Origin of the sequence: Streptomyces sp. NPDC002054, from assembly GCF_040296685.1 — a bacterium.
Lineage (GTDB): Bacteria > Actinomycetota > Actinomycetes > Streptomycetales > Streptomycetaceae > Streptomyces.
Genome location: NZ_JBEOXT010000007.1, coordinates 221,411 through 242,835, shown reverse-complemented (window position 1 = coordinate 242,835; position 21,425 = coordinate 221,411). Strand labels below are relative to the sequence as shown.

Sequence of the window (21,425 nt, the reverse complement as noted above, 5' to 3'; positions counted from 1 at the left end):
GTAATCGGGTGCACACCACGAGAGCGGGACAGTCATGCCGGAATATGGCCGACTGTCCACAGCGTCCTCGCTGTGTTGTTGCCTGCCAGACCGGTAAGGGCCTGCCAGGACTTTTTCAAAGGAACCTCATCCACCGAGGTGGACGGGGTATCAACTTCTGGCGTTGATTTTTGGCACGCTGTTGAGTTCTCAAGGTGCGGACGCTTCCTTTGTACTGACCCTCGCGGGCTTTCCTCCGGGCGCTTCCTTCGTTCTTGCTTTGTTCTTGCGTTCCCGACTCTATCAGATCTTTTCGGACCCGATTTCCTCGGCGCTTTCCAGGTTCTCGCTTTCGCGTTTCCCTTTCCGGCGGTTCCGACTCTATCAGATCCTTTCGGGCCTGACTCCCAGTCAGCGGGGTTTGTCTTCCGGGCTGTTGGGCCCTTCCGACTCCCGAACTCTAGCGGATTTCCCGGGCGGCTCATAATCGAGCCTCGGAAATGAATTCGGGCATGCCGAATGTGTTCCCGGTGGGGATCGTGCTGAGTTGGGTTGCCGCAACGAGGCGGCGGGAGTTGCTGTCGCAGAACCGTTACGGCCCCGCGGCAACCTGGAGAACATTACGGATCCATCAGGGGTGTGTCAACCCCGTGTCAGCCCTTGCCCTGGACGTGCTCCACACGGTCCAGCAGGCGGGTCAGGATGTCGCCCAGCACGCCGCGCTCCTCCGTGGAGAGGTCCTGGAGGAGGTCCTCCTCGAAGACCGAGGCCATGCGCATCGCGTCGAGCCACTTGCTGCGGCCCTCCTGCGTGAGCTCCACGATCACCCGGACCCGGTTGGACTCGTCCCGCTCGCGGGTGACCAGCCCCTCCGCCGTCATGCGGTCGATCCGGTGGGTCATCGCCGCCGGCGTCAGACCCAGCTGCTTCGCGAGCTCGCTCGGGCCCATCCGGTACGGGGCACCGGAGAGGACGAGGGCCTTGAGGACCTCCCACTCCGCGTTGCTGATGCCCAGGGCCGCGGTCTGGCGCCCGTACGCGACGTTCATGCGGCGGTTGAGGCGGCTCAGCCCCGACACGACCTTCTCGACCTGGGGGTCGAGGTCCTGGAATTCGCGCTGGTAGGCAGCGATCTGCTGGTCGATGGTCGGCTCGTTGACGGCCACTGTGCCGTCCGGCGTGTCACCCATGGTCCCGAGTATCGCACGATCCCGTTGGCATCTAACTCCTTCGATGTGTACTCTTAACACTCGAACTTTAGGTGTGAAGTCTTCAGCTCTAAGGGCAGGTGAGAAGTGACCAAGGTGATGGGCGCTGCGATGCGGCGGATCCAGGCCGGCAACGCGCTGACTGCGTTCGGCATCGGTTTCACGGTTCCGTTCCTCTATATCTACGTGGCGCAGGTGCGAGAACTGGGCTCCATGTGGGCGACGTGCGCGTTCGTCGCGTTCGCCCTCGGTGCGCTCATCGCGCTGCCCTTCACCGGGCGCGTCATCGACCGCCGGGGCCCGGTACCGGTCGTCATCGGTGCCGCGGTCACGGCCTCCCTGGGTGCGCTGTCCCTCGGGCTCGCCACCGGCGTGCTGCCGATCCTGCTTTCTGCTCTCGCGCTGGGCGCCGGCCAGGCCGTCATGCAGCCCGCGCTGGCCACGATGATCGTGTGGTGCTCGACCCCGGCGTCCCGGACCCGCTCCTTCGCGCTCCAGTTCTTCATGCAGAACCTGGGTCTGGGCATCGGCGGTCTGCTCGGCGGGCAGATCGTCGACGAGAGCCGTCCCGGCAGCTTCACCCTGCTGTTCAGCATCGAGGCCGTGATGTTCCTGGTGCTGGCCGGTGTCATCGCCTCGGTGAAGATGCCGCACGCGCCGACCATCACCGACGCCCGGCCGAAGGATCCGGCCCAGGCGGGCGGTACCGGCTGGCAGCGGCTGCTGGGCCACAAGGCGATGGTGCAGCTGTGTGTGCTGGGCTTCGTGCTGTTCTTCGCCTGCTACGGACAGTTCGAGTCGGGTCTGGCCGCCTTCGGCACCGAGGCTGCCGGGATCTCCCCGTCCACCCTCGGGTTCGCTCTCGCCGCCAACACCGGGGCGATCGTGCTCGCGCAGTTCGTCGTCCTGAAGCTGGTCGAGAAGCGCCGCCGGTCACGGGTGATCGCGCTGGTCGGGCTGATCTGGACGGTCGCCTGGGTGATCGCCGGGTTCTCGGGCCTCGGGCACGGCAGCGCCGTAATGGCTGCCGCCGCGTTCGTCACCACGTACGCGCTCTTCGGCATCGGCGAGGCAATGCTGTCGCCGACGCTGGCGCCGCTGGTCGCCGACCTGGCGCCGGAGGGTTCGGTCGGGCAGTACAACTCCGCCTTCGCCCTGGTGAAGCAGATGGCGCTGGCGCTCGGGCCGCTGGGCGTGCCGCTGGGGGCCGGGCTGCCGATGCTCTACATCGGGACCTTCGTGCTGGCCTCGCTGGGCATCGCCTGGCTGGCGCTGCGGCTCGGCCGGCAGCTGACCCCGGCGCAGGACAACCCCTCGCTGGTGCGGACCTCCCCGGCGCCGGTCAGGCCGCAGGCCGCGGCCGAAGCGGCCGAAGCCGTCGCCGCCTGATCCCGTCCGGCCGCCGTCCGGTCGTGCAAGGGCCCCCTCTCCTGTCGGAGCGGGGGCCCTTTTGCGTACCGGTGACCGGCGGCTACTTGTCCGGCAGGGCGAACTCGCACCAGACCGCCTTGCCGCCGCCCGGGGTGCGGCGGGAGCCCCAGGAGGAGGCGATGGTGGCGATGATCGAGATTCCGCGGCCGGTCTCGTCAGCCGGTTCCGCGCGGCGGCGGCGCGGGAGGTGGTCGTCCCCGTCCGTCACCTCGATGATCAGCCGGCGGTCGGTGCGGCGCAGCCGCAGCCGCATGGGCGGGGTGCCGTGCTGGAGGGAGTTGGCGACGAGCTCGCTGGCCGCCAGGACCCCGAGGTCGCACAGCTCGACCGGGAAGCGCCAGGAGGCGAGCACGCCCTGGGCGAAGGCGCGGGCCCGCGGGGCCGCCTCGATGCCGCCGAGGAGTTCCAGGGCGGCGTTGTGGAAGAGCTCGGCATCCGCTCCGGTGCGGGTGGGGTGCTGGAGGACCAGGACGGCGACGTCGTCGTCGTGGTCCGCGTCGACTCCGAGGGCGCGCATCAGGCGGTCGCAGATGACGGCCGGGGTGCCCTGGGCCCCGGACAGGGCGCGTGCCAGGGCGGAGACGCCCTCGTCGATGTCCTCGCCGCGGCGCTCGACCAGGCCATCCGTATAGAGGACGGCCGTGGAGCCGGGGCCGAGGGCGATGGTGCCCGAGGAGTGCAGCCAGCCGCCGGTGCCGAGCGGTGGGCCGGTCGGGTCGGCGGCGCGGCGGACCGTACCGTCCTCGTCGCGGACCAGGATCGGGAGGTGGCCGGCGGAGGCGTAGGCCAGCAGGCCCTCGTTGGGGTCGTGGACGGCGTACACGCAGGTGGCGATCTGGCTGGCGTCGATCTCGGCGGCCAGTCCGTCGAGCAGCTGCAGCACCTCGTGGGGTGGCAGGTCGAGGCGGGCGTACGCGCGGACGGCGGTGCGGAGCTGGCCCATGACGGCGGCGGCGCGGACCCCGCGGCCCATCACGTCGCCGATGACGAGCGCGGTGCGGCCGGCTCCGAGGGTGATGACGTCGTACCAGTCGCCGCCGACCGCGGCCTCGGTGCCGCCGGGCTGGTAGGTGGCGGCGATGCGCAGGTCGTCGGGCTGTTCGAGCTCCTGCGGGAGCAGCGAGCGCTGGAGGGTCACGGCGGCTTCGCGCTGGCGGCGCTCGCTGGCCCGCAGCCGGTCGACGGCCTCGGCGTGGTCGGTGACGTCGGCGAGGTGGATCAGTACGCCGGCGCTGTCGGGGCCGGGGAAGGCGACGGGGGTGCAGGTGACGGTGTAGGAACTCCCGCCGCCGGGTGCAGTGCGGTTCTTGGCGGTACGGGGCTTGCCGCTGCGCAGCACCTGGTCGAGGAGGGGGAGCAGGCCGAGCTCGCCGAGCTCGGGGAGGGCCTCGGCGGCGGGCGCGCCGGTGGGGCGGGGGCCGAAGCCGGCGGTGTAGGCGTCGTTGAGGTAGGCGATGCGGTGTTCGGGGCCGTGGACGAGGGCCACGAGGGCGGGGAGCCGCCCGAGGAGCTCCCGTACGGACAGCTCGTCGGGGGAGGGCACGGCGGCCAGCGGGGTGCCGGTGCCCGTGCCCGTGCCGGAGACGGTGGGGTCGGCGGGGCGGCCGTCGGGCGCGGCGCCACGGGCTGCGGGGACGGATCCTTCGCCCCGTTTGGCCTGGGCGGCGGCATGTTCGGTCCGGGCGGCGGCGCGGCGCTGCGTTCCGGGAAACCGGGCGCTCCAGCGCGTGAAGTTCACTGCGTTCAAGCCTCGTGGTGTCGCTCGTGGTCGCTGCGTTGTTCAGGGACGGTCGCTGGACGGTGCTGGGGCGGTGTCACTCGGTGCAGGGTCACTCTGTGCAGGTGTGAGCCCACCTATGGTCACACGTCCAGTGTGGCCGACCGGACTGACAACGTCAGCCTTGGCCGGGCTTCGGGGGGTTGGGCGGGGGTGGGGTGGGGCGGCCACCCGCCGCGAGTTCGAATTCTGCGCGGGGATGTTCGAGGGAGCCGAGGGAGACGATCTCCCGTTTGAAGAGCCCGGAGAGGGTCCATTCGGCCAGGACGCGCATCTTCCGGTTGAACGTGGGGACCCGGCTCAGGTGGTAGGCCCGGTGCATCAGCCAGGCGGGGTAGCCCTTGACCTTGCGGCCGTAGACGTGGGCGACGCCCTTGTGGAGGCCGAGGGAGGCGACCGAGCCCGCGTACTTGTGGGCGTACTCGGTGAGGAGCTCGCCGCGGAGGGAGGCGAGCAGGTTGTCGGCGAGGGCCTTGGCCTGGCGCAGGGCGTGCTGGGCGTTGGGGGCGCAGTCGCGGCCCGGTTCGCCCGCGGTGATGTCGGGGACGGCGGCGGCGTCGCCGGCGGCCCAGGCGTGCTCGACGCCCTCGACGGTGAGGAAGGGGGTGCAGGCCAGCCGGCCGCGTTCGTTCTTGGGCAGGTCGGTGGCGGCGAGGACGGGGTGCGGTCGGACGCCTGCGGTCCAGACGACGGTGCGGGTGGGGAAGCGGGAGCCGTCGCTGAGGACGGCGACGCGGTTCTCGCAGGAGTCGAGGCAGGTGTCGAGGCGTACGTCGATGTTGCGGCGGCGGAGCTCGCTGACGGTGTACTTGCCCAGCTCCGGGCCGACCTCGGGGAGGATGTGGTCGCTGGCCTCGACCAGGATCCACTTCATGTCCCCGGGCTTGATGTTGTGGTAGTACCGGGCGGCGTAGCGGGCCATGTCCTCCAGCTCGCCGAGGGCCTCGACGCCGGCGTAGCCGCCGCCGACGAAGACGAAGGTGAGGGCGGCGTCGCGGATCGCGGGATCGCGGGTGGAGGAGGCGATGTCCATCTGTTCGATGACGTGGTTGCGCAGTCCGATGGCCTCTTCGACGGTCTTGAAGCCGATGGCGTAGTCGGCGAGGCCGGGGATCGGGAGGGTCCGGGAGACGGAGCCGGGGGCGACGACGATCTCGTCGTACTCGAGCTTGAGCGGTCCGGCGCCTTCCTCTTCGGTGGCGAGGGTGTTGACGGTGGCGGTCCGCTTGGTGTGGTCGATGCGCTGGACCTCGCCGATGACGATGCGGCAGCGGTTGAGGACCCGGCGGAGCGGGACGACCACGTGGCGCGGCGAGATGGAGCCGGCCGCGGCCTCGGGGAGGAAGGGCTGGTAGGTCATGTAGGGCTCGGGGGTGACCACCGTGACCTCGGCTTCGCCGGCTCTCAGCCGTTGCTGGAGCCGCAGGGCCGTGTACATGCCGACGTAGCCGCCGCCGACGACGAGGATGCGCGTCCGGGGCGGGGTACCGGGGTCCGTGCCCCGGGAGTTAGCAGCCTTCACCACCCCATGACGCATCGTGGCCGGGAGTTTGTCCACAGGCCCGGCAAATTGTGTGACCGGAGGCGGTGGTGGGACAGCGCTGGCGGAAGGGGCTGGCGGGGGGAAGGAGTGCAGGTCAGGCGCAGCGGAAGGTGTCGTTCCGGGGGTCGGAAACGGAAAAGTGGGGGTGAATGCTCCGATCGGGCGGTGGTCCGTACGGGGCTGCCTCTTCTGAATTGACTCTGGCTCAACTATGTTCGTAACCCGTCGAGGAGCAGTACCGGGCCCAGATGACCTCGGCCCACTCGACACGAAGGCGGGGAGTGTCTCCGGGGGGAGACAAATGATTACCGGGGGAAACATATGCATATTTCCGATTTCCATGGCTCTGCGACCGCGCTCTCGGACGGGGGCGGCGGACGCGTGATAGCGGGCGGCACCACCCACGGCGTGGGCCGTTCCACTCCGCTGCGCGTGGACGCGCAGCGCAACCTCGAGCACGTCCTGCGGGCGGCCCGCGAGGTCTTCGGCGAGCTGGGGTACGGCGCCCCGATGGAGGACGTGGCGCGCCGCGCCCGGGTCGGCGTCGGCACCGTGTACCGCCGCTTCCCGAGCAAGGACGTCCTGGTCCGGCGGATAGCCGAGGAGGAGACCGCCCGGCTGACCGAGCAGGCGCGGGCCGCACTGGGCCAGGAGGAGGAGCCGTGGCAGGCGCTGTCGCGGTTCCTGCGGACCTCCGTGGCCTCCGGCGCCGGGCGGCTGCTGCCGCCGCAGGTGCTGCGGGTCGACTCGCCCGGCGATGAGCACGGCGAGGGCACGGCTTCCGTGGACGCCCGCGTTCCGCAGCAGCGGCAGCAGCCGGAGCTGCGGGTGGTGGGCTCTCGGACCGCCACCGCCCCGGCCGCCTCGACCGCTGCCGTGGACCCTGCGGAGGACTCGGGCGCCGGAGCACTGCTCGAGGTGGTCGGCAAGCTGGTGGACCGGGCGCGGGCGGCGGGCGAACTGCGCGCCGATGTCACCGTGGCCGATGTCCTGCTGGTCATAGCCACCGCGGCGCCGGCGCTGCCGGACCCGGCCCAGCAGGCCGCCGCCTCGGCCCGGCTGCTCGACATCCTGCTCGAGGGTCTGCGCTCGCGGACCGTCTGACCGTCTGACCGACCGACCGACCGACCGACCAACCGACCGGCCCGCTGTCCCGGGGGACTGTCCGGCTGAGTGTCCGGTGGACTCCCCGGCCGACCGCGCTGCATAGGGCGTGCGGTCGGCCGGGGCACCGGCGCCGCGGAGGATCGGTCGCTCGAACGGGTGAGGGTGCTTGCGGTGTTGCCGTCTGCACCAGACGGGTTCGGAGCGCGTCCGCTTTGTGTCACGCTGGTCCGGTGTACCGGTTGAGTGTGTCGTGCGGGGGCTTCCGCGATGAGCGTTGACGGGCGGGAAGAGCCACGCAGTAGCGGCGCCGGCGGCATCGGCGGCGAGGTCGGGGCGGGCAGCCTGCCCGCTCACCAGGTTCCGGCCCAGCGCGAGGCCGGCAGCGGGGCGACCTCGGCCGAACTGCCCGCCTCCGACGGCGACCTGATCGCCCGGCTGCGCGGCGGTGACGACACCGCCTACGAGGAGCTGTTCCGCCGCCATGCCGAGGCCGTGCGCCGGTACGCGCGGACCTGCTGCCGGGACGGACACACCGCAGAGGACCTGACCGCCGAGGTGTTCGCGCGGACCCTGCAGGCCGTACGCGGCGGAGCCGGCCCCGACCAGGCCGTCCGCGCGTATCTGCTCACCACCGTCCGCAGGGTGGCCGCCGCGTGGACGAAGACGGCCAAGCGCGAGCAACTGGTCGAGGACTTCGCGGTCTTCGCCGAGCAGGCGGCTGCCGGTTCGACGGGAGCCGAGGCCGGATCCGGGCTGTCCGGCGCGGACACGCTGGAGCTGGGCGCGGATGTGCGGGCCATGCACCAAGCCGAGCAGTCGCTGGCCATGCAGGCCTTCAGGAGCCTCCCCGAGCGGTGGCAGGCCGTGCTGTGGCACACCACCGTCGAGGAGTCCTCGCCGAGCTCGATCGCCCCGCTGTTCGGGCTGACCGCCAATGCGACGGCGGTCCTGGCGAGCCGGGCCCGCGAAGGCCTCAAGCAGGCCTACCTGCAGGCGCACGTGAGTACGGCGCTCAGCGCGGGCGGGGACTGCGCACGGTATGCGGACCGGCTGGGCGCGTATGCCCGGGGCGGGCTGCGGATGCGGGCGGAGCGAGGGCTGCGCAAGCACCTGGAGGAATGTGCCGCGTGCCGGCTGGCGGCCGGTGAGCTCAAGGACGTCAACGCGGCCATTCCGGCCCTGCTTCCGGTCGCGGTCATCGGCTGGTTCGCCGCCGGGTATGCGGGCAAGGCGGCCGGTGTGGTGGCCGGCGGTGCGGTCGCCGCGGGCGGCGCGGGCGCGGCGGTGGCGGCCACCGGCGGATCGACGGCCGGCGCGGGTGCGGGGACCGCAGGGGCGGCGGGTGCGGGTGCGGGAGCCGGCGCCACGAGCGATGCGGGCGGTGCGGGTGCGGCCGGCGGAGCCGGGGCTTCATCCGGGTCCGTGGCGGCCTCCGAAGGGCTCGGCCTGCCCGCCAAGGCCTCGATCGCGGTCGGTCTCGCGGTGGCCGCCGCCGCAGGGGTGGTCTTCGCGTTCGCCGGGGACGAGGTCGAACCGCAGGCCGGGGTGCGGCCCGCGCCGAGCGCCGTGGCCCCGGTGGCCCCGGTGGTCCCGGCCGAGCCCGCGCGGCCCGAGCCGGCCCCCAGCGCGCCCGCAGCGCCCGCAGCGGCGGCGCCGAGCGCGCAGGCGCCCGTACCGCCACCGCGGGCCTCGAAGCCGCCCGCTCCGAGTGCCCGGCCCGGCACGGCGCCGGCGCGTCCGGCCGCGCCCGCCCCACCGACGCCCACGCCGAGCCCGACCCCGCCCCCGAAGCCGGCCCCGCCGGCCGAGCCGAAGCCCACGCCCAGCCCGCCGGCCACGGCGACCCCGAAGCCGACCCCACCACCGACCCCGCAGCCCGCACCGGCGCCGCCCGCCGGGTACCGGCTGGCCCGGCTGGACCATGCGGTCTTCGGCGACCACACCGGCCCCGAGCTGGACACCTGGCGCAGCAGCTGGGTCTGGCAGCGGTGGGGCCTGCACATCGGCGACCGACAGTACGAGCACGGGATCACGGTCAACTCCCGCTCCCGGGTGGAGATCCGGCTCAACCGGCAGTGCAGCACCTTCTCGGCGAAGGTCGGCGTGGACGACCTGTCGATGCTGAGCGGCGGCTCCGTGCGGTTCTCCGTCTACGGGGACGGCCGGCGCCTCTGGCACTCCCCGTCCCTCCGCCCCGGCGATCCCGCGGTCCCGGTCCGGGTCGGCCTCGCGGGCTCCGGCACCGTGCGCCTGGTGGTCGAACACGCCGAACCGCACACCCGACTGGCCCTGGCTTCCTGGGCCGACGCCGTACTCTCCTGCCGCTGAGCCCGGCCCCGGACAGGGTCTAGGAGAGTGCCGGGCGGCGCAGCGGGACGCCGGTGGGGACGGCGCGGCGGCGGGGGCTGGAGGTGCCGGTCCAGCAGGTGCCGCGGCGGGCCAGGAGCCGGCGGAGCCACAGCTCCATCGACACGAGTTCCGCCAGACCGTCCAGCGGCACCGGCCGGCCCTCCGCCGCATCGGTCAGGGCCTGCTGGACCACCCGCGCATCCACCAGCCCCGCGTCCGCGAGGAACGGCGAGGAGAACAGCAGGAGCAGGTCGGGCAGCGCGGCCCGCAGGCCCAGTCGGGTCGCCGTCTCGTTCGGGGCATGCGTGACCGCACCCCAGTCCGGCGGGAGTTCGCGGATCCCGGCCGCCGACAGGACCCCGCGCAGGACGGTGGCGCGGGCGCCCGGCTGGACTCGGAGGGACTCCGGGAGGGCGCGGGCGGCCCGGACCACCTGGTTGTCCAGGAAGGGCGCGTGCAGGCGCTGGCTGCGGACCTCCGCCGCCTGCTCGAAGACCCGGTGGTCGGCGGCCTGCCGGGCCAGCACCGAGCGGGCGCGGGCCTCCCCGGGGCGGAGCGAGAGCGGCGGCCGGGCAGCGGCGGCCCCCAGCCGGATCGATACTTCCGCCAGCGCTTCCCCGGTCAGCCAGCGGGCCGCCGGCCCCGGCCGGCACCAGGTGAGGGCGGACAGGGAGGCGTCCACCGGCCCGCCGGGACCGATCCCGAGCCGGCCGTCCCGCAACTGGGCCGCCACCGCCTCCATCCCCGTCCGGTAGGTGGTGCGGGCCAGCCGGCGGGCGGCGGAGTACACGGTCAACGGGACCAGCAGGGAGGCGGAGGCCCCTTCGGCCCCGCCGGCCGCCGCCGAGCGGGCCAGGGCCGCCACCGGGCGGAGCAGGTGCCGCCGGCGCCGGTCCATCAGCAGGTCGGCCAGCCGGGCCGGGTGCCCGTCCAGCACCTGGCGGGCGCCGTTGCCGACGAAGTGGTCGGCGGAGCCCGCGGCCAGCCGGCGCCGTTCGCGGGCGGCCACGACCAGGGAGGGGCCGGGCTCGTCGGTGAGCGGGCCGTCGAGTTCGGCGTACGGGAGGGCTTCCGCCGCGGCGGCGACCACCACGTGGTGCAGCCGCGGGTCGGCGGCGATCGCCCGGGCCCGCTCCAGTTCGGCCTCCCGGCCCTGCGGGGTGGCGAGGTCGTTGAAGGTGACGGCGAGCAGCCGCTCGCCGGCCGCCGTGGCGCCGAGGCCGGGCAGGGTGCCGGGGGTGCCTGGCAGGCCGGCGGCGAGCAGCGCCAGGGTCGCGGACGCGCTGCCTCCGGAGAGGTCGGCGCCGATCCCGGGGACCGGCGCGGGTGCCCCCCGGGCCGCCCGGCGGTCGGCGGGGCCCATGCCGGGAACCGGCCCCGGGTCGTACGGCAGGGTGTCGGGAGCATGACGAGGGGCCGTGAGCCGGGCGCGCACCGCGTCGACGAGTGCTTCCCGTACGCCCTCCACCGCGCGCTCGGCGGTGGTCTCCGGCGCGGCCACGGCAAGGGAGGCCACCGGTTCGTACCCGGTGATCTCGCGGGAGCCCTCGCGCAGGATGAGCGCGTGGCCCGGCGGGATCCGCCGGACGCCCGTGTACGGTGTGCCGTCGCCCAGCGCCTCCGGGCTGTCGGGACAGGCCAGCAGGGCCGCGAGGTGGCCGATGTCGAGCTGGGCCTCGATCAGGTCGGCGAGCGGCAGCGCGGCCGTGGCGTACGCCGTACCGCCCGCCCAGGGCGTGTAGAAGACGGGCCGGGCCCCGGCCAGGTCGCCGAGGACGGTGATCCGGCGGCCGGTCTGCACGATGGCGGTGTAGCTGCCGGGCCAGGAGGTCAGATGGCGCAGGGCGCCGCCGCGGGCCGCGTAGATGGCCTGGCGGAGTTCGGCGTCGCCGGCCCCGCAGCAGCCGAGGACGGCAAGCCGGGTGAAGGGGTCGGCGGGATCGGCGGTGACGGTGCGGATCTCGTCCGGGCGCCAGTCGCCGACGGCCCACAGCGGGTCGGGGTCGCCCCAGATCAGCTGGGCTCCCACGGGGTGGACGGTGCGTTCGGCGTCCTCGGCCGGATCGTCGGGATGCGCGGCGTCCGCCAGACCTCCGCGCAGCGCGCCATCGTGGCCGGTGCCGGTGCCGCCGCCCGGGCCTGTGACCCGGCCCGCGGTGCCGAAACTCGCGGCGATACTGCTCCACCCCACCAACCAGCGCATCGCCGCCTCCCCGCTACCAGCATTGTGGCCCGTGTGGGTCGGGGTCCATGCTGCCACGAGACGGGCGTGCGGGAGCCGCCAAGGGGGGCGCGCAGGCAAACGAACACGCCCCCGCCCTGCGGTGTTTGGCGTTCCGTTCCCAGCGCCCCGGCGTGCCCCATAGGCCGATTTCGGCCATTCTTCGGCCGCCCAGGGGTGAAGTACGCGGGTGCGGCCCGGGAGGCGCGGTCCGCCCCCCGGACCGGTCCGCCACCCGCGGGGATTGAGGCGGCGGTGTCCCCCGGCCCGCCGGATCCACGCAGCGGGCCGACCCACGCACCGCACATCGAATCGCCGGGCCCCGGGTCGGGCCAGAGCGCACACGGAGGCGCACGGCCACACGACCGGAGCACGCCCGGACCGGTGCGCCCCGGGCAGGACTGTGCACACGGACAACAATCCCGCCATACGGAAGTCGGGGCCTTAACGCTTGGGATGCGGGGAACTACGCTGGGTTTACGAATGCCGGGCGCCTATGCCCGGTGCCGACTGTATGGCCGTACGTGTCAGGTGTATCGGGTGTTCGGTGAGTGTTTGGTGCGTTTCTTGCGTTCTTGCGTTCTGCGTTCCGCGTGACGAGGGGTGGCGCATGTCCAGGGAGCTCCGCGAGCCCAACGAGAAGCTCGGCGCCGTCCTCGCCCTCGCCGGCATCAGCAACGCCGGGCTGGCCCGGCGGGTCAACGACCTCGGCGCACAGCGGGGGTTGACGCTCCGCTACGACAAGACCTCGGTGGCCCGGTGGGTGTCGAAGGGCATGGTGCCGCAGGGTGCCGCGCCGCATCTCATCGCCGCCGCCATCGGCGCCAAGCTGGGCCGTCCGGTACCGCTGCACGAGATCGGACTGGCCGACGCGGACCCGGCGCCCGAGGTGGGTCTCGGTTTCCCGCGCGACGTGGGGGCGGCCGTGCGCTCGGCCACCGATCTGTACCGGCTGGACCTGGTGGGGCGGCGCGGCGGCGGCGGGATCTGGCAGTCGCTGGCCGGGTCGTTCTCCGTGGCGGCATACGCGACGCCTGCGGCGCGCTGGCTGATATCGCCGGCCGACAGCTCGGTGGCACGCGAGGCGGCTCCGCCGCCCGGCGCTGCCGCCGGCCATGCCGCTGCTGTTGCCGTGTCCACATCGCCACCGCCGTCGCCCGCGTCGTCGCCGACCTCCGTTGTGCCCTCGCAGCCGGGAAACGAAACGCGCGCGCACCCCGCGCCGCAGCGGGTCGGCCACAGCGATGTGGCCAAACTCCGCGAGGCCGCCGAGGACGCCCGGCGCTGGGACTCCAAGTACGGCGGCGGGGACTGGCGTTCCTCGATGGTGCCGGAGTGCCTGCGGGTGGACGCGGCCCCGCTGCTGCTCGGCTCGTACAGCGACGAGGTGGGCCGGGCGCTGTTCGGGGCCACCGCCGAACTGACCCGGCTGGCCGGCTGGATGGCCTTCGACACCGGCCAGCAGGAGGCCGCCCAGCGGTACTACATCCAGGCACTGCGGCTGGCCCGCGCGGCGGCCGACGTACCGCTCGGCGGGTACGTACTGGCCTCCATGTCCCTGCAGGCCACCTACCGCGACTTCGCGGACGAGGGCGTGGACCTGGCGCAGGCGGCCGTGGAGCGCAACCGCGGCCTGGCCACCGCCCGCACCATGAGCTTCTTCCGGCTGGTCGAGGCGCGGGCCCACGCGAAGGCGGGCGACTCGCAGGCGGCCGGGGCGGCCCTGCGGGCGGCGGAGGGCTGGCTGGAGCGGTCGCGGGACGGGGACCCGGACCCCACCTGGCTGGGCTTCTACTCCTACGACCGGTTCGCGGCGGATGCGGCGGAATGCTACCGGGACCTCAAACTGCCCCGGCAGGTACGGCGGTTCACCGAGCAGGCGCTGTCCCGGCCGACCGAGGAGTACGTACGCTCGCACGGCCTGCGGCTGGTGGTCAGCGCGGTCGCCGAGCTGGAGTCGGGCAACCTCGACGCGGCCTGCGCGGCCGGCACCCGGGCGGTGGAGGTGGCGGGCCGGATCTCCTCCGCCCGCACCACCGAGTACGTACGGGACCTGCTGCACCGGCTGGAACCGTACGGGGACGAGCCGCGCGTCGCCGAGCTGCGGGAACGGGCCCGGCCGCTGCTGGTCACCCCGGCTTGAGACCGGATTCTGCCGGCCATCCGCATCCCCCGGGCTTGGCTGTCAGTGCCACGGTGCAATATCAGGGGTGGGAGGTGTACACGTGGTGAGCCTGGATTGCGATGTGCTGGTGATCGGTGGCGGGATCGTCGGCCTGTCGACGGCCCATGCCCTGTCGCGGCTCGCTCCGGGGACGCGGGTGGTGGTGCTGGAGAAGGAAACCGGCCCGGCCCGGCACCAGACGGGCCGCAACAGCGGTGTGATCCACAGCGGGGTCTATTACCGGCCGGGCTCCCTGAAGGCCCGCTTCGCGGTGCGCGGGGCGGCCGAGATGGTCAAGTTCTGCGCGGAACAAGGCATTCCGCACGAGGTGACCGGGAAGCTGATCGTCGCCACCGAGCAGGCGGAGCTGCCCCGCCTGCACGCCCTGGTCCAGCGCGGCCGGGAGAACGGCATTCCGGTGCGGGAGCTGGGCCCGGCGCAGATCTCCGAGTACGAGCCGGAGGTGCGGGGCCTGGCCGCGATCCATGTCGGCACCACCGGCATCGTGGACTACGGGCAGGTCGCGGAGCGGCTGGCGGAGGCCTCGGGCGCGCAGGTGCTGTACGGGGAGCGGGTGGAGCTGATCTCGCGCCGGCCGTCCGCGGTCGCGGTCCGCACTTCCTCCGGGCTGGTCGTGAGAGCGGGCGCACTGGTCAACTGCGCGGGCCTGCAGTGCGACCGGGTGGCCCGGCTGGCCGGCGACGACCCGGGCATGCGGATCGTCCCGTTCCGCGGCGAGTACTACGACTTCGCGCGCCCCGAGCTGGTCCGCGGACTGGTCTATCCGGTCCCCGACCCCGCCTTCCCCTTCCTGGGCGTGCACCTCACCCGGGGAATCGGCGGCGGCGTCCATGTCGGGCCGAACGCGGTCCCGGCGCTGGCCCGCGAGGGATACGGCTGGTCCGTGGTCCGGCCGCGGGAGATCGCGGCCGAGCTGGCCTGGCCGGGCACCTGGGCGATCGCCCGCCGCCACTGGCGGTACGGGGCCGGCGAGATCCACCGCTCGCTGTCGAAGCGGGCCTTCACCGAGGCGGTGCGCCGCTTGCTGCCCGCGGCCACCGAGGCGGACCTGCACCCGGCCCCGGCCGGCGTCCGCGCACAGGCGGTGCTGAGGGACGGCACCCTGGTGGACGATTTCCTGATCCGCGAGGCCCCGCGCACGGTCCATGTGCTGAACGCCCCCTCGCCCGCGGCGACGGCCTCGCTCCCGATCGGCCGCGAGGTGGCCCGCCGGGCGCTGGCCGCGCTGCAGGCCTGAGCGGGGCCGGCCTGAGAGGGGCCCGCCTGAACAGGGCGGGCCTGACCGGCGCGCGCCGGTCCGGGGGCCGACCGTAGAATCGACACACTGTGTCTGAGTCCATGAACCCGCACCCCAGCGCCGCCCCCGAGGCGGACGTCGACGTCGCCGAGCTCCCCGTGGCGGCGCCGGAGGCGCCCCCGTACACCCCGCCCCGCTGGCGCACCGAGTCGCGGTTCGGCCCCGAGGGCCCCGCGCCCGACCCGGCCGGATCCCACCACGAGCGGCGGATCCGCAGCTTCCAGCCGCGCCGCAGCCGGGTGACCACCGGGCAGGAGGACGCCCTCCGGCGACTCTGGGGCACCTGGGGCCTGGACATCGACGGGCACCGGGTCATCGACCTCGACGAGCTCTTCGACGGGCTGCCGGTGGTCCTGGAGATCGGTTTCGGCATGGGCGAGGCCACCGCCCAGATGGCCGCCGACAACCCGGCCACCGGGATCCTCGCGGCCGACGTGCACACCCCGGGCCAGGGAAACCTGCTCGCCCTCGCCGAGCGCAACGGACTGACCAACATCCGGGTCGCCAACGGTGACGCGATCATCCTGCTCCGCGAGATGCTGCCGCCCGCCTCGCTCGCCGGGATGCGCGTGTTCTTCCCGGACCCGTGGCCCAAGAAGCGCCACCACAAGCGCCGGCTGATCCAGCCCGAGTTCCTCACCCTGGCCGCGACCCGCCTCGCACCCGGTGCGGTCCTGCACTGCGCCACCGACTGGGAGCCGTACGCCGAGCAGATGCTCGAAGTGCTCAGCGCGCACCCCGACTTCGAGAACACGCAGGAAGACGGCGGATTCGCGGCACGCCCGGCATTCCGGCCACTGACCCGGTTCGAGGGACAGGGCCTGGACAAGGGCCACCTTGTACACGACCTGCTGTTCCGCCGCACCGGTTAGTTAAGGGAAGCCACCGGGAACGGGCGAAAACCGGGAAACGTCACCGTCTGTGTCGGACCCGCTCGCTACTGTGATGGAGTGTTCGGAGCGCTCCGCGATGCCGCTGTCCGTGCTGTGCTCTCGCGCCCGTCGGGCACGGTCCGCACGTGCGTGCTCCTCGGCGTGCTCGCGACCTCCGGGGTGGCCATCCTGGAGCTGGTGCGCGAACAGACCGGCACCCCCGGCTTCTTCGTCGGTCTCGGCCTGGCCCTGTTCCCGGTCCCGGCGCTCATGGCGGCCTTCCGGTGGCTCGGCCGGGTCTCGCCCGGCCCGTGGCCGTGCCTGCTGTACTGCTTCGGCTGGGGTGCCTGCGCGGCGGCGCTGATCGCCATACTGGCCAACAGTTTCGCCACCGAGTGGATAGCCGCGGCCACCGCCGACCCCTCCGATGCCGACCAGCTCGGCTCGGTCGCGATCGCGCCGGTGGTGGAGGAGTCCGCCAAGGCAGCCGCCCTGCTGCTGGTGTTCCTGTTCCGGAGACGGCTGTTGACCGGTTTCACCGACGGGTTCGTCCTCGCCGGGTTCACCGCCACCGGGTTCGCGTTCACCGAGAACATCCTCTACCTGGGCAATGCCTTCGGCGAGGACCTGGGCAGCGGTACCGCCGCGCTGGACTCGCTGACCGCCGCCACCTTCTTCGTCCGGATCATGCTGTCGCCGTTCGCCCACCCGCTGTTCACGGTGCTCACCGGCCTGGGCTTCGGCGCGGCAGCGCTGTGCGGACGCCGGTCGGCCCGGATCGGGCTGCCGCTGCTCGGGCTGGCCCTGGCCATGGGTGCCCACGCGCTCTGGAACAGCTCCTCCGAGCTGGGCGAGTACGGCTTCTACCTGGTCTACGGCTGCGTGATGGTCCCGGTGTTCGTGCTGCTGGCGGTGCTGGCCGTACGGCTGCGGCAGCGCCAGCTCCGGGCGGTCGGCAGCGAGCTGGCGGTGTACGCGGCGGCGGGCTGGCTGAGTCCGGTGGAGGCCCGGGCGCTCGCTTCGATGCCGGCCCGCGCGCTGGCCCGGTCGCTGGCCCGCCATGCGGGCGGGCGCCCGGCCCGGCGGGTAGTCCTCCGGTACGAGGCGGATGCGGCGGAGCTGGCGTTGCTGCGGTACCGGGCCCGGCGCGGCGGACCGGCGCGGGTGCCGGAATTCGCCGAGCGGGAGCGGGAGTTGCTGCGCCGCATCTGGCTGCGGCGGCCACAGGCCGGTCCGGCGCTGATCCGCGCGGCCATGATGGAAGAGCTGGTTCCGCCCGTGCTGCCGCCCGCCGTTGTTCCGCCCGTGGTGCCAGCCGCTGTGGTACCGCCCGTGGTGCCGCCCGCCAGGACGGGTGTCAGACGTTCAGTCCCTTGGATTCCAGCCAGGCCAGCGGATCCATCGTCGAGCCACCGGCCGTACGCACTTCCAGGTGCAGATGGGCCCCGGTGACATTGCCCGTGGCGCCGACCCGGCCGATGGTGTCGCCGGTGCCCACCGAGCCGGAGGTCACCGCCATCGAGGAGAGGTGGCAGTACCAGACCTCGGTGCCGTCCGGGAGTTCCAGCACGATCCGGTAGCCATAGGCCCCCGACCAGCCGGCCGAAGTGATCTTTCCGCCGTGCACGGCCTTGACCGGGGTGCCGGTCGGGGCGGCGAAGTCGAGGCCGGTGTGGTGCCCGGAGGACCACATCGAGCCGGAGTCGCCGTAGTGCGAGGTCAGGGTGTAGGAGGAGGTGGGCAGGGCGTAGCTGCCGGCCAGCTTGGCCCGCCGTTCGGCCTCCGCAGCGGCCTTCGCCTTGGCCTCGGCCTCGGCCCGGGCGGCTTCCTCGGCGGCCTTGGCAGCCGCCTCGGCAGCCTTGCGCGCGGCTTCCTGCTTCCCCTTCGCCTCCTGGGCGGCGGCTTCCTCCGCGGCGCGCTCGGCGGCGAGCCGTTCGGCAGCCGCGGCGGCGTCCTTCTGGGACTCGGCCTGCTGGAGGATCCGGTGGCGCAGGGCCTCGCCGGCGTCGGATCCGGTCTCCCCGGTCGACTGCCGGGGGATAAAGGCGGTGGGCGCCGACCGCTCGCCCGATCCGCGGTCCGCCCGGGCGGAGCCGGCGCGGTCCTCGGCACCGGCCGCGGCTGCGGCGGTGGCGGCGTCCCGCTGCTCGTCGCTCCCGCCCTTACCCCCGTCCTCGTCACCGACGAGGGAGCCCAGGTCGGGCATGGACGGCAGGGAAGGCATGGATATGGAGACCTGCGGGCGGTCCTGGGCGGTGGCGATGCCGCCCGCGCCGACCGCCGCGATCACACCGACACCCAGGACGGTGGAGCTGCGGGCGAGTCCGCCGCGCTGCCGGGCGACCCGGTGCCGGCCACGGACCGGACGGACGGAGTCCTCGGTGGGGTTCCACTCGCCCCAGGCGCCGGCGGAGGCCTCTTCCTGGTTCTCGATACCTTCCACCGGGATGACTCCTTCTGGCGCGCACGCGCACGGTGCCGCCTCTTGCGACGGTTGGGACGACCGCGCTGCGTTATCGAACGGTAATAGACGGAGGTGTGTGATTCCAAGCTGTTGCCGTTGATCGTTCCCATCAATCAGCCACGCCCTGACTTGCTTTGGCCTCCACATACAGCCCATACATGGCATCAAACGGGGCATTACCCCTCCCGTTTGGGTACATCGTCGGCCACCACCGCTTCCTGACGCCTCATCAGACACAGTGCGGAGTGCGCCCCTTCGGTCACTCACTGTGGCGACGGATCACGGGGACGGTCCGCCGCCGGGCCGGCTGCCGCTCACCGGGACGGCCGACCGCCAGCAGCGCCATGTCGTCGGTCGCCCCGCCGCCCGTGTGCCGGCGCACGTCCGTGGTGAGCGCGCTCAGCACCGCGTCGGGCCCCGGGAAGATCCGCCCGCGCAGCCGCACGGAAGGGTCGTAGAAGCTCCCCGCCGCATCCCGCGCCTCGGTCAGCCCGTCGGTGTAGAGGAGCAGGGTGGCCCCCGCCGGGAACGGCCACTCCTCGACCCGGTCCGGCCAGGCCGCCAGCTCCCCCATGCCCAGCGGCAGCGCCGCCTCGGCCGGCACCAGCGCCTTCAGCGCCCCGTCCGGGTACAGCAGCAGCGGTTCCGGATGGCCGCGGTTCACCACGCGCAGCACCTCCGCCCCGCTCGGGATCTCGGCCAGCACGCAGGTGGTGAACCCCTCCACCGCATCCAGGCTGTCCCGCCGGGTGCCCTCCCGGGCCAGCGCCCGCTCCAGCCGCTGGGCCACCCCCTCCAGGCTGGGCTCCCACTCGGCGGCCTCCCGGAACGCCCCGAGCACCACCGCCACCGCCTCCACCGCCCCCATGCCCTTGCCCCGTACGTCACCCACCGCCAGCCGCACCCCGTACGGGGTGTCCTGGACGGCGTACAGATCCCCGCCGATGAACGCGTCGGCCTCGGCGGCCTCGTACCGGGCCGAGATCTGCAGCCCGCCGATCCGCTCCGCCGGGACCGGCAGCACGGCCCGCTGGGCCACCTCGGCGATCCCGCGCGCGGAGGCCAGCTGCTCCCCGCTGCGCCGCACCACCCGGTTGATGAGGATGGCCAGCCCGGAGACGGTGAGCACGGTCACCAACTCGGTCAGCGCCTCCACCTTCCAGGTGGTGCCGTTGTTGATGTGCAGCCCGAGGACGGCGATCGAGGCCAGCAGGCCGGTCAGGACGGTGGGGCCGAGGGCGAACAGCGGGGCGGCGACGAGCGGGGCCGCGGAGAAGAACGGCGACCCGGTGAAGCTGGGCGGGGTCAGCACGTCGAAGATCAGCCCGAGGACGATCAGCACGGCCGGAAGCACCCGGACGAACCGCCGGGAAAGGCGGTTCCGCCCGAGACCGCCTCGCCAGCCGCCTCCGCCTCGCTGCCCCAGCCCCACCACGCTGTTCTCCTATGCCGGTCCTCGGACAAGGCTGGGGGTACGGGCTGCCCGGCGTCGAGCGGGCGGGGGCCGATCGGGTGAGCAACGACGAAGGCCCGGATCCTGAGGATCCGGGCCTTCGTACTGAGTAGCGGGGACAGGATTTGAACCTGCGACCTCTGGGTTATGAGCCCAGCGAGCTACCGAGCTGCTCCACCCCGCGTCGGTAAACACAACCTTACGCCATCCGGGAGCCGCTCATGACCAATTAGCCTCCGGACCTAGAGCCGGCCGAGAAAAGCGGCCAGGTTCCCGGTCATCCGGTCGATCTGCTGATGCACCGTCAGCGACTCCTCGAACCGCCCTCCGGGCTCCGGCTGCTTCTTCCCCCGCACATAGAGCGAGCAGTCCATGTCCGTGCACAGGTAGATCCCGACCGAGTTCCCGTCCCGCCCTTCCTTGCCCTTCTTGCGGGCGGTCATCAGCGAGACCCCGCTGCCGGGGTGGGTGGTCAGGCAGAGGGTGCACATGCTGCGGTGCAGGAACCCGCGCTTGGCCGCGGGGAAGCGGAGCGCGACGCCGACGAGCCGACCCTCGTGCTCGGTGACGAGATAGCTGCGGTCGGGCGCAGACAGGTCCCGCCAGCCCAGGAAGTCCAGATCGGCCCAGGGCCGGTCGGCCAGATCGCGGGGCACGGGCAGCCGCGCCGCCTCGCCCTTGGAGCAGTTGACGAACGCGTTGCGGATCTCGGTCTCGGTCAGTGCCTTCATGGTGAGTGACGCTAAGGTTGCCTAGACCCCCTAGGCAAATGATTAATACCCCAAGCAAACAAGGAAACGAGGGAACGTTGGCGGTACGCGCGGGACTCACCCCCGACCGGATCGTCGAGGCAGCCGCCGAACTGGCGGACTCCGCCGGCTTCGACAGGATCACCGTCTCGGCGCTCGCCCGGCACTTCGGCGTCCGGGACGCCAGCCTCTACTCGCACCTCCGCAACCTCCAGGACCTGCGGGAGCGGCTGGCGGTGCGCTGCGCCGCCGAGTTCGCCGACCTCCTGGGCGCGGCCCTGGCCGGCCGCTCCGGCCGGGACGCCCTCGCCGGCTTCGCCACCGCCTACCGCGACTACGCCGTCGCCCACCCCGGCCGGTACGCCGCCACGCAGCTGCCGCTCCCCGCCGACCGGGTCGCCGCCTCCGCCGGCCACCGCCGCATGACCGAGTACACGTACGCGCTCTTCCACGGCTACGGCCTGGAAGAGCCGGACCTGACCGACGCGGTCCGCCTGGTCCGCAGCACCCTCCACGGCTTCGCCGCACTGGAGGCCTCGGCCGCCTTCCGGGCCCCGCGCCGCCCGGACGCGTCCTGGCCGCGGATGCTGGAGGCCCTGCACACGCTCCTGACGGCCTGGCCGCGACAGCCCTGAGCGGCCCCGGACAGCACAGCGCCCCCGACCGGAATCCCGGTCGGGGGCGCTGCCCGAGCTGTAGGCCATGTCGGACTCGAACCGACAACCAATGGATTAAAAGTCCACTGCTCTGCCAATTGAGCTAATGGCCCTTGGAGTGCTCTCCCCAGAGC

At 73.1% G+C, this 21,425-nt stretch carries 15 protein-coding genes and 2 tRNA genes; 8 read left to right on the top strand and 9 right to left on the bottom strand.

From position 1 onward, the window contains the following. Nucleotides 1-632: 632 nt before the first annotated feature. Nucleotides 633-1,169, bottom strand: a complete 537-nt coding sequence (locus ABT123_RS09240) for a MarR family winged helix-turn-helix transcriptional regulator (RefSeq protein ID WP_351311329.1) — start codon at nt 1,167-1,169, stop codon at nt 633-635. A gap of 117 nt (nt 1,170-1,286) precedes the next feature. Between ABT123_RS09240 and ABT123_RS09235 the strand changes: the two genes are divergently transcribed. Further along, nucleotides 1,287-2,576, top strand: a complete 1,290-nt coding sequence (locus ABT123_RS09235) for an MFS transporter (RefSeq protein ID WP_351311362.1) — start codon at nt 1,287-1,289, stop codon at nt 2,574-2,576. 82 nt (nt 2,577-2,658) lie between these two features. On the opposite strand, the gene ABT123_RS09230 is transcribed toward ABT123_RS09235, so the two are convergent. Next, nucleotides 2,659-4,356, bottom strand: a complete 1,698-nt coding sequence (locus tag ABT123_RS09230) for an ATP-binding SpoIIE family protein phosphatase (RefSeq protein WP_351311360.1) — start codon at nt 4,354-4,356, stop codon at nt 2,659-2,661. A gap of 157 nt (nt 4,357-4,513) precedes the next feature. Further along, nucleotides 4,514-5,932: an NAD(P)/FAD-dependent oxidoreductase gene (locus ABT123_RS09225; RefSeq protein ID WP_351311358.1), complete on the bottom strand. Its 1,419-nt coding sequence runs from the start codon at nt 5,930-5,932 to the stop codon at nt 4,514-4,516. 327 nt (nt 5,933-6,259) lie between these two features. On the opposite strand from ABT123_RS09225, the gene ABT123_RS09220 reads away from it, so the two are divergent. Both ABT123_RS09220 and ABT123_RS09215 read left to right on the top strand, forming a co-directional pair. Beyond that, on the top strand, nt 6,260-7,042 hold the full coding sequence (locus ABT123_RS09220; protein ID WP_351311327.1) for a TetR/AcrR family transcriptional regulator: 783 nt from the start codon (nt 6,260-6,262) through the stop codon (nt 7,040-7,042). 270 nt (nt 7,043-7,312) lie between these two features. Continuing rightward, on the top strand, nt 7,313-9,373 hold the full coding sequence (locus tag ABT123_RS09215) for a sigma-70 family RNA polymerase sigma factor (RefSeq protein ID WP_351311325.1): 2,061 nt from the start codon (nt 7,313-7,315) through the stop codon (nt 9,371-9,373). A gap of 19 nt (nt 9,374-9,392) precedes the next feature. On the opposite strand, the gene ABT123_RS09210 is transcribed toward ABT123_RS09215, so the two are convergent. Then, the gene (locus tag ABT123_RS09210) at nt 9,393-11,597 is read right to left on the bottom strand and encodes an asparagine synthase-related protein (RefSeq protein ID WP_351311323.1); all 2,205 of its coding nucleotides are present in this window, start codon (nt 11,595-11,597) and stop codon (nt 9,393-9,395) included. A gap of 628 nt (nt 11,598-12,225) precedes the next feature. Here ABT123_RS09210 and ABT123_RS09205 point away from each other — a divergent pair. The 4 genes from ABT123_RS09205 (at nt 12,226) to ABT123_RS09190 (ending at nt 17,421) form a co-directional block, all read left to right on the top strand. Beyond that, nucleotides 12,226-13,758, top strand: a complete 1,533-nt coding sequence (locus ABT123_RS09205; protein ID WP_351311321.1) for an NsdA family TPR-like regulatory protein — start codon at nt 12,226-12,228, stop codon at nt 13,756-13,758. Between the two features lie 58 nt (nt 13,759-13,816). After that, nucleotides 13,817-15,037, top strand: coding sequence for an L-2-hydroxyglutarate dehydrogenase (gene lhgD, locus ABT123_RS09200; RefSeq protein ID WP_502970911.1), 1,221 nt, complete (start codon nt 13,817-13,819; stop codon nt 15,035-15,037). Between the two features lie 101 nt (nt 15,038-15,138). After that, nucleotides 15,139-15,969, top strand: coding sequence for a tRNA (guanosine(46)-N7)-methyltransferase TrmB (gene trmB, locus ABT123_RS09195; protein WP_351311356.1), 831 nt, complete (start codon nt 15,139-15,141; stop codon nt 15,967-15,969). Nucleotides 15,970-16,047: 78 nt separating this feature from the next. Continuing rightward, on the top strand, nt 16,048-17,421 hold the full coding sequence (locus ABT123_RS09190; RefSeq protein WP_502970908.1) for a PrsW family intramembrane metalloprotease: 1,374 nt from the start codon (nt 16,048-16,050) through the stop codon (nt 17,419-17,421). Here ABT123_RS09190 and ABT123_RS09185 read toward each other — a convergent pair. The 4 genes from ABT123_RS09185 to ABT123_RS09170 form a co-directional block, all read right to left on the bottom strand. After that, complete coding sequence (locus ABT123_RS09185; protein WP_502970907.1) at nt 17,327-18,412, bottom strand: M23 family metallopeptidase; 1,086 nt, start codon at nt 18,410-18,412, stop codon at nt 17,327-17,329. The two genes, ABT123_RS09190 and ABT123_RS09185, sit on opposite strands and share 95 nt — an antisense overlap. A gap of 280 nt (nt 18,413-18,692) precedes the next feature. Then, complete coding sequence (locus tag ABT123_RS09180) at nt 18,693-19,865, bottom strand: PP2C family protein-serine/threonine phosphatase (RefSeq protein ID WP_351311350.1); 1,173 nt, start codon at nt 19,863-19,865, stop codon at nt 18,693-18,695. 131 nt (nt 19,866-19,996) lie between these two features. After that, nucleotides 19,997-20,070, bottom strand: a tRNA-Met gene (locus ABT123_RS09175). 58 nt (nt 20,071-20,128) lie between these two features. After that, on the bottom strand, nt 20,129-20,617 hold the full coding sequence (locus ABT123_RS09170) for an FBP domain-containing protein (protein ID WP_351311317.1): 489 nt from the start codon (nt 20,615-20,617) through the stop codon (nt 20,129-20,131). Nucleotides 20,618-20,694: 77 nt separating this feature from the next. On the opposite strand from ABT123_RS09170, the gene ABT123_RS09165 reads away from it, so the two are divergent. Continuing rightward, nucleotides 20,695-21,270, top strand: coding sequence for a TetR/AcrR family transcriptional regulator (locus ABT123_RS09165; protein WP_351311315.1), 576 nt, complete (start codon nt 20,695-20,697; stop codon nt 21,268-21,270). Nucleotides 21,271-21,331: 61 nt separating this feature from the next. Here the strand turns inward: ABT123_RS09165 and ABT123_RS09160 are convergent. Continuing rightward, nucleotides 21,332-21,404: transfer RNA gene (locus ABT123_RS09160), tRNA-Lys, on the bottom strand. Nucleotides 21,405-21,425 lie beyond the last annotated feature (21 nt).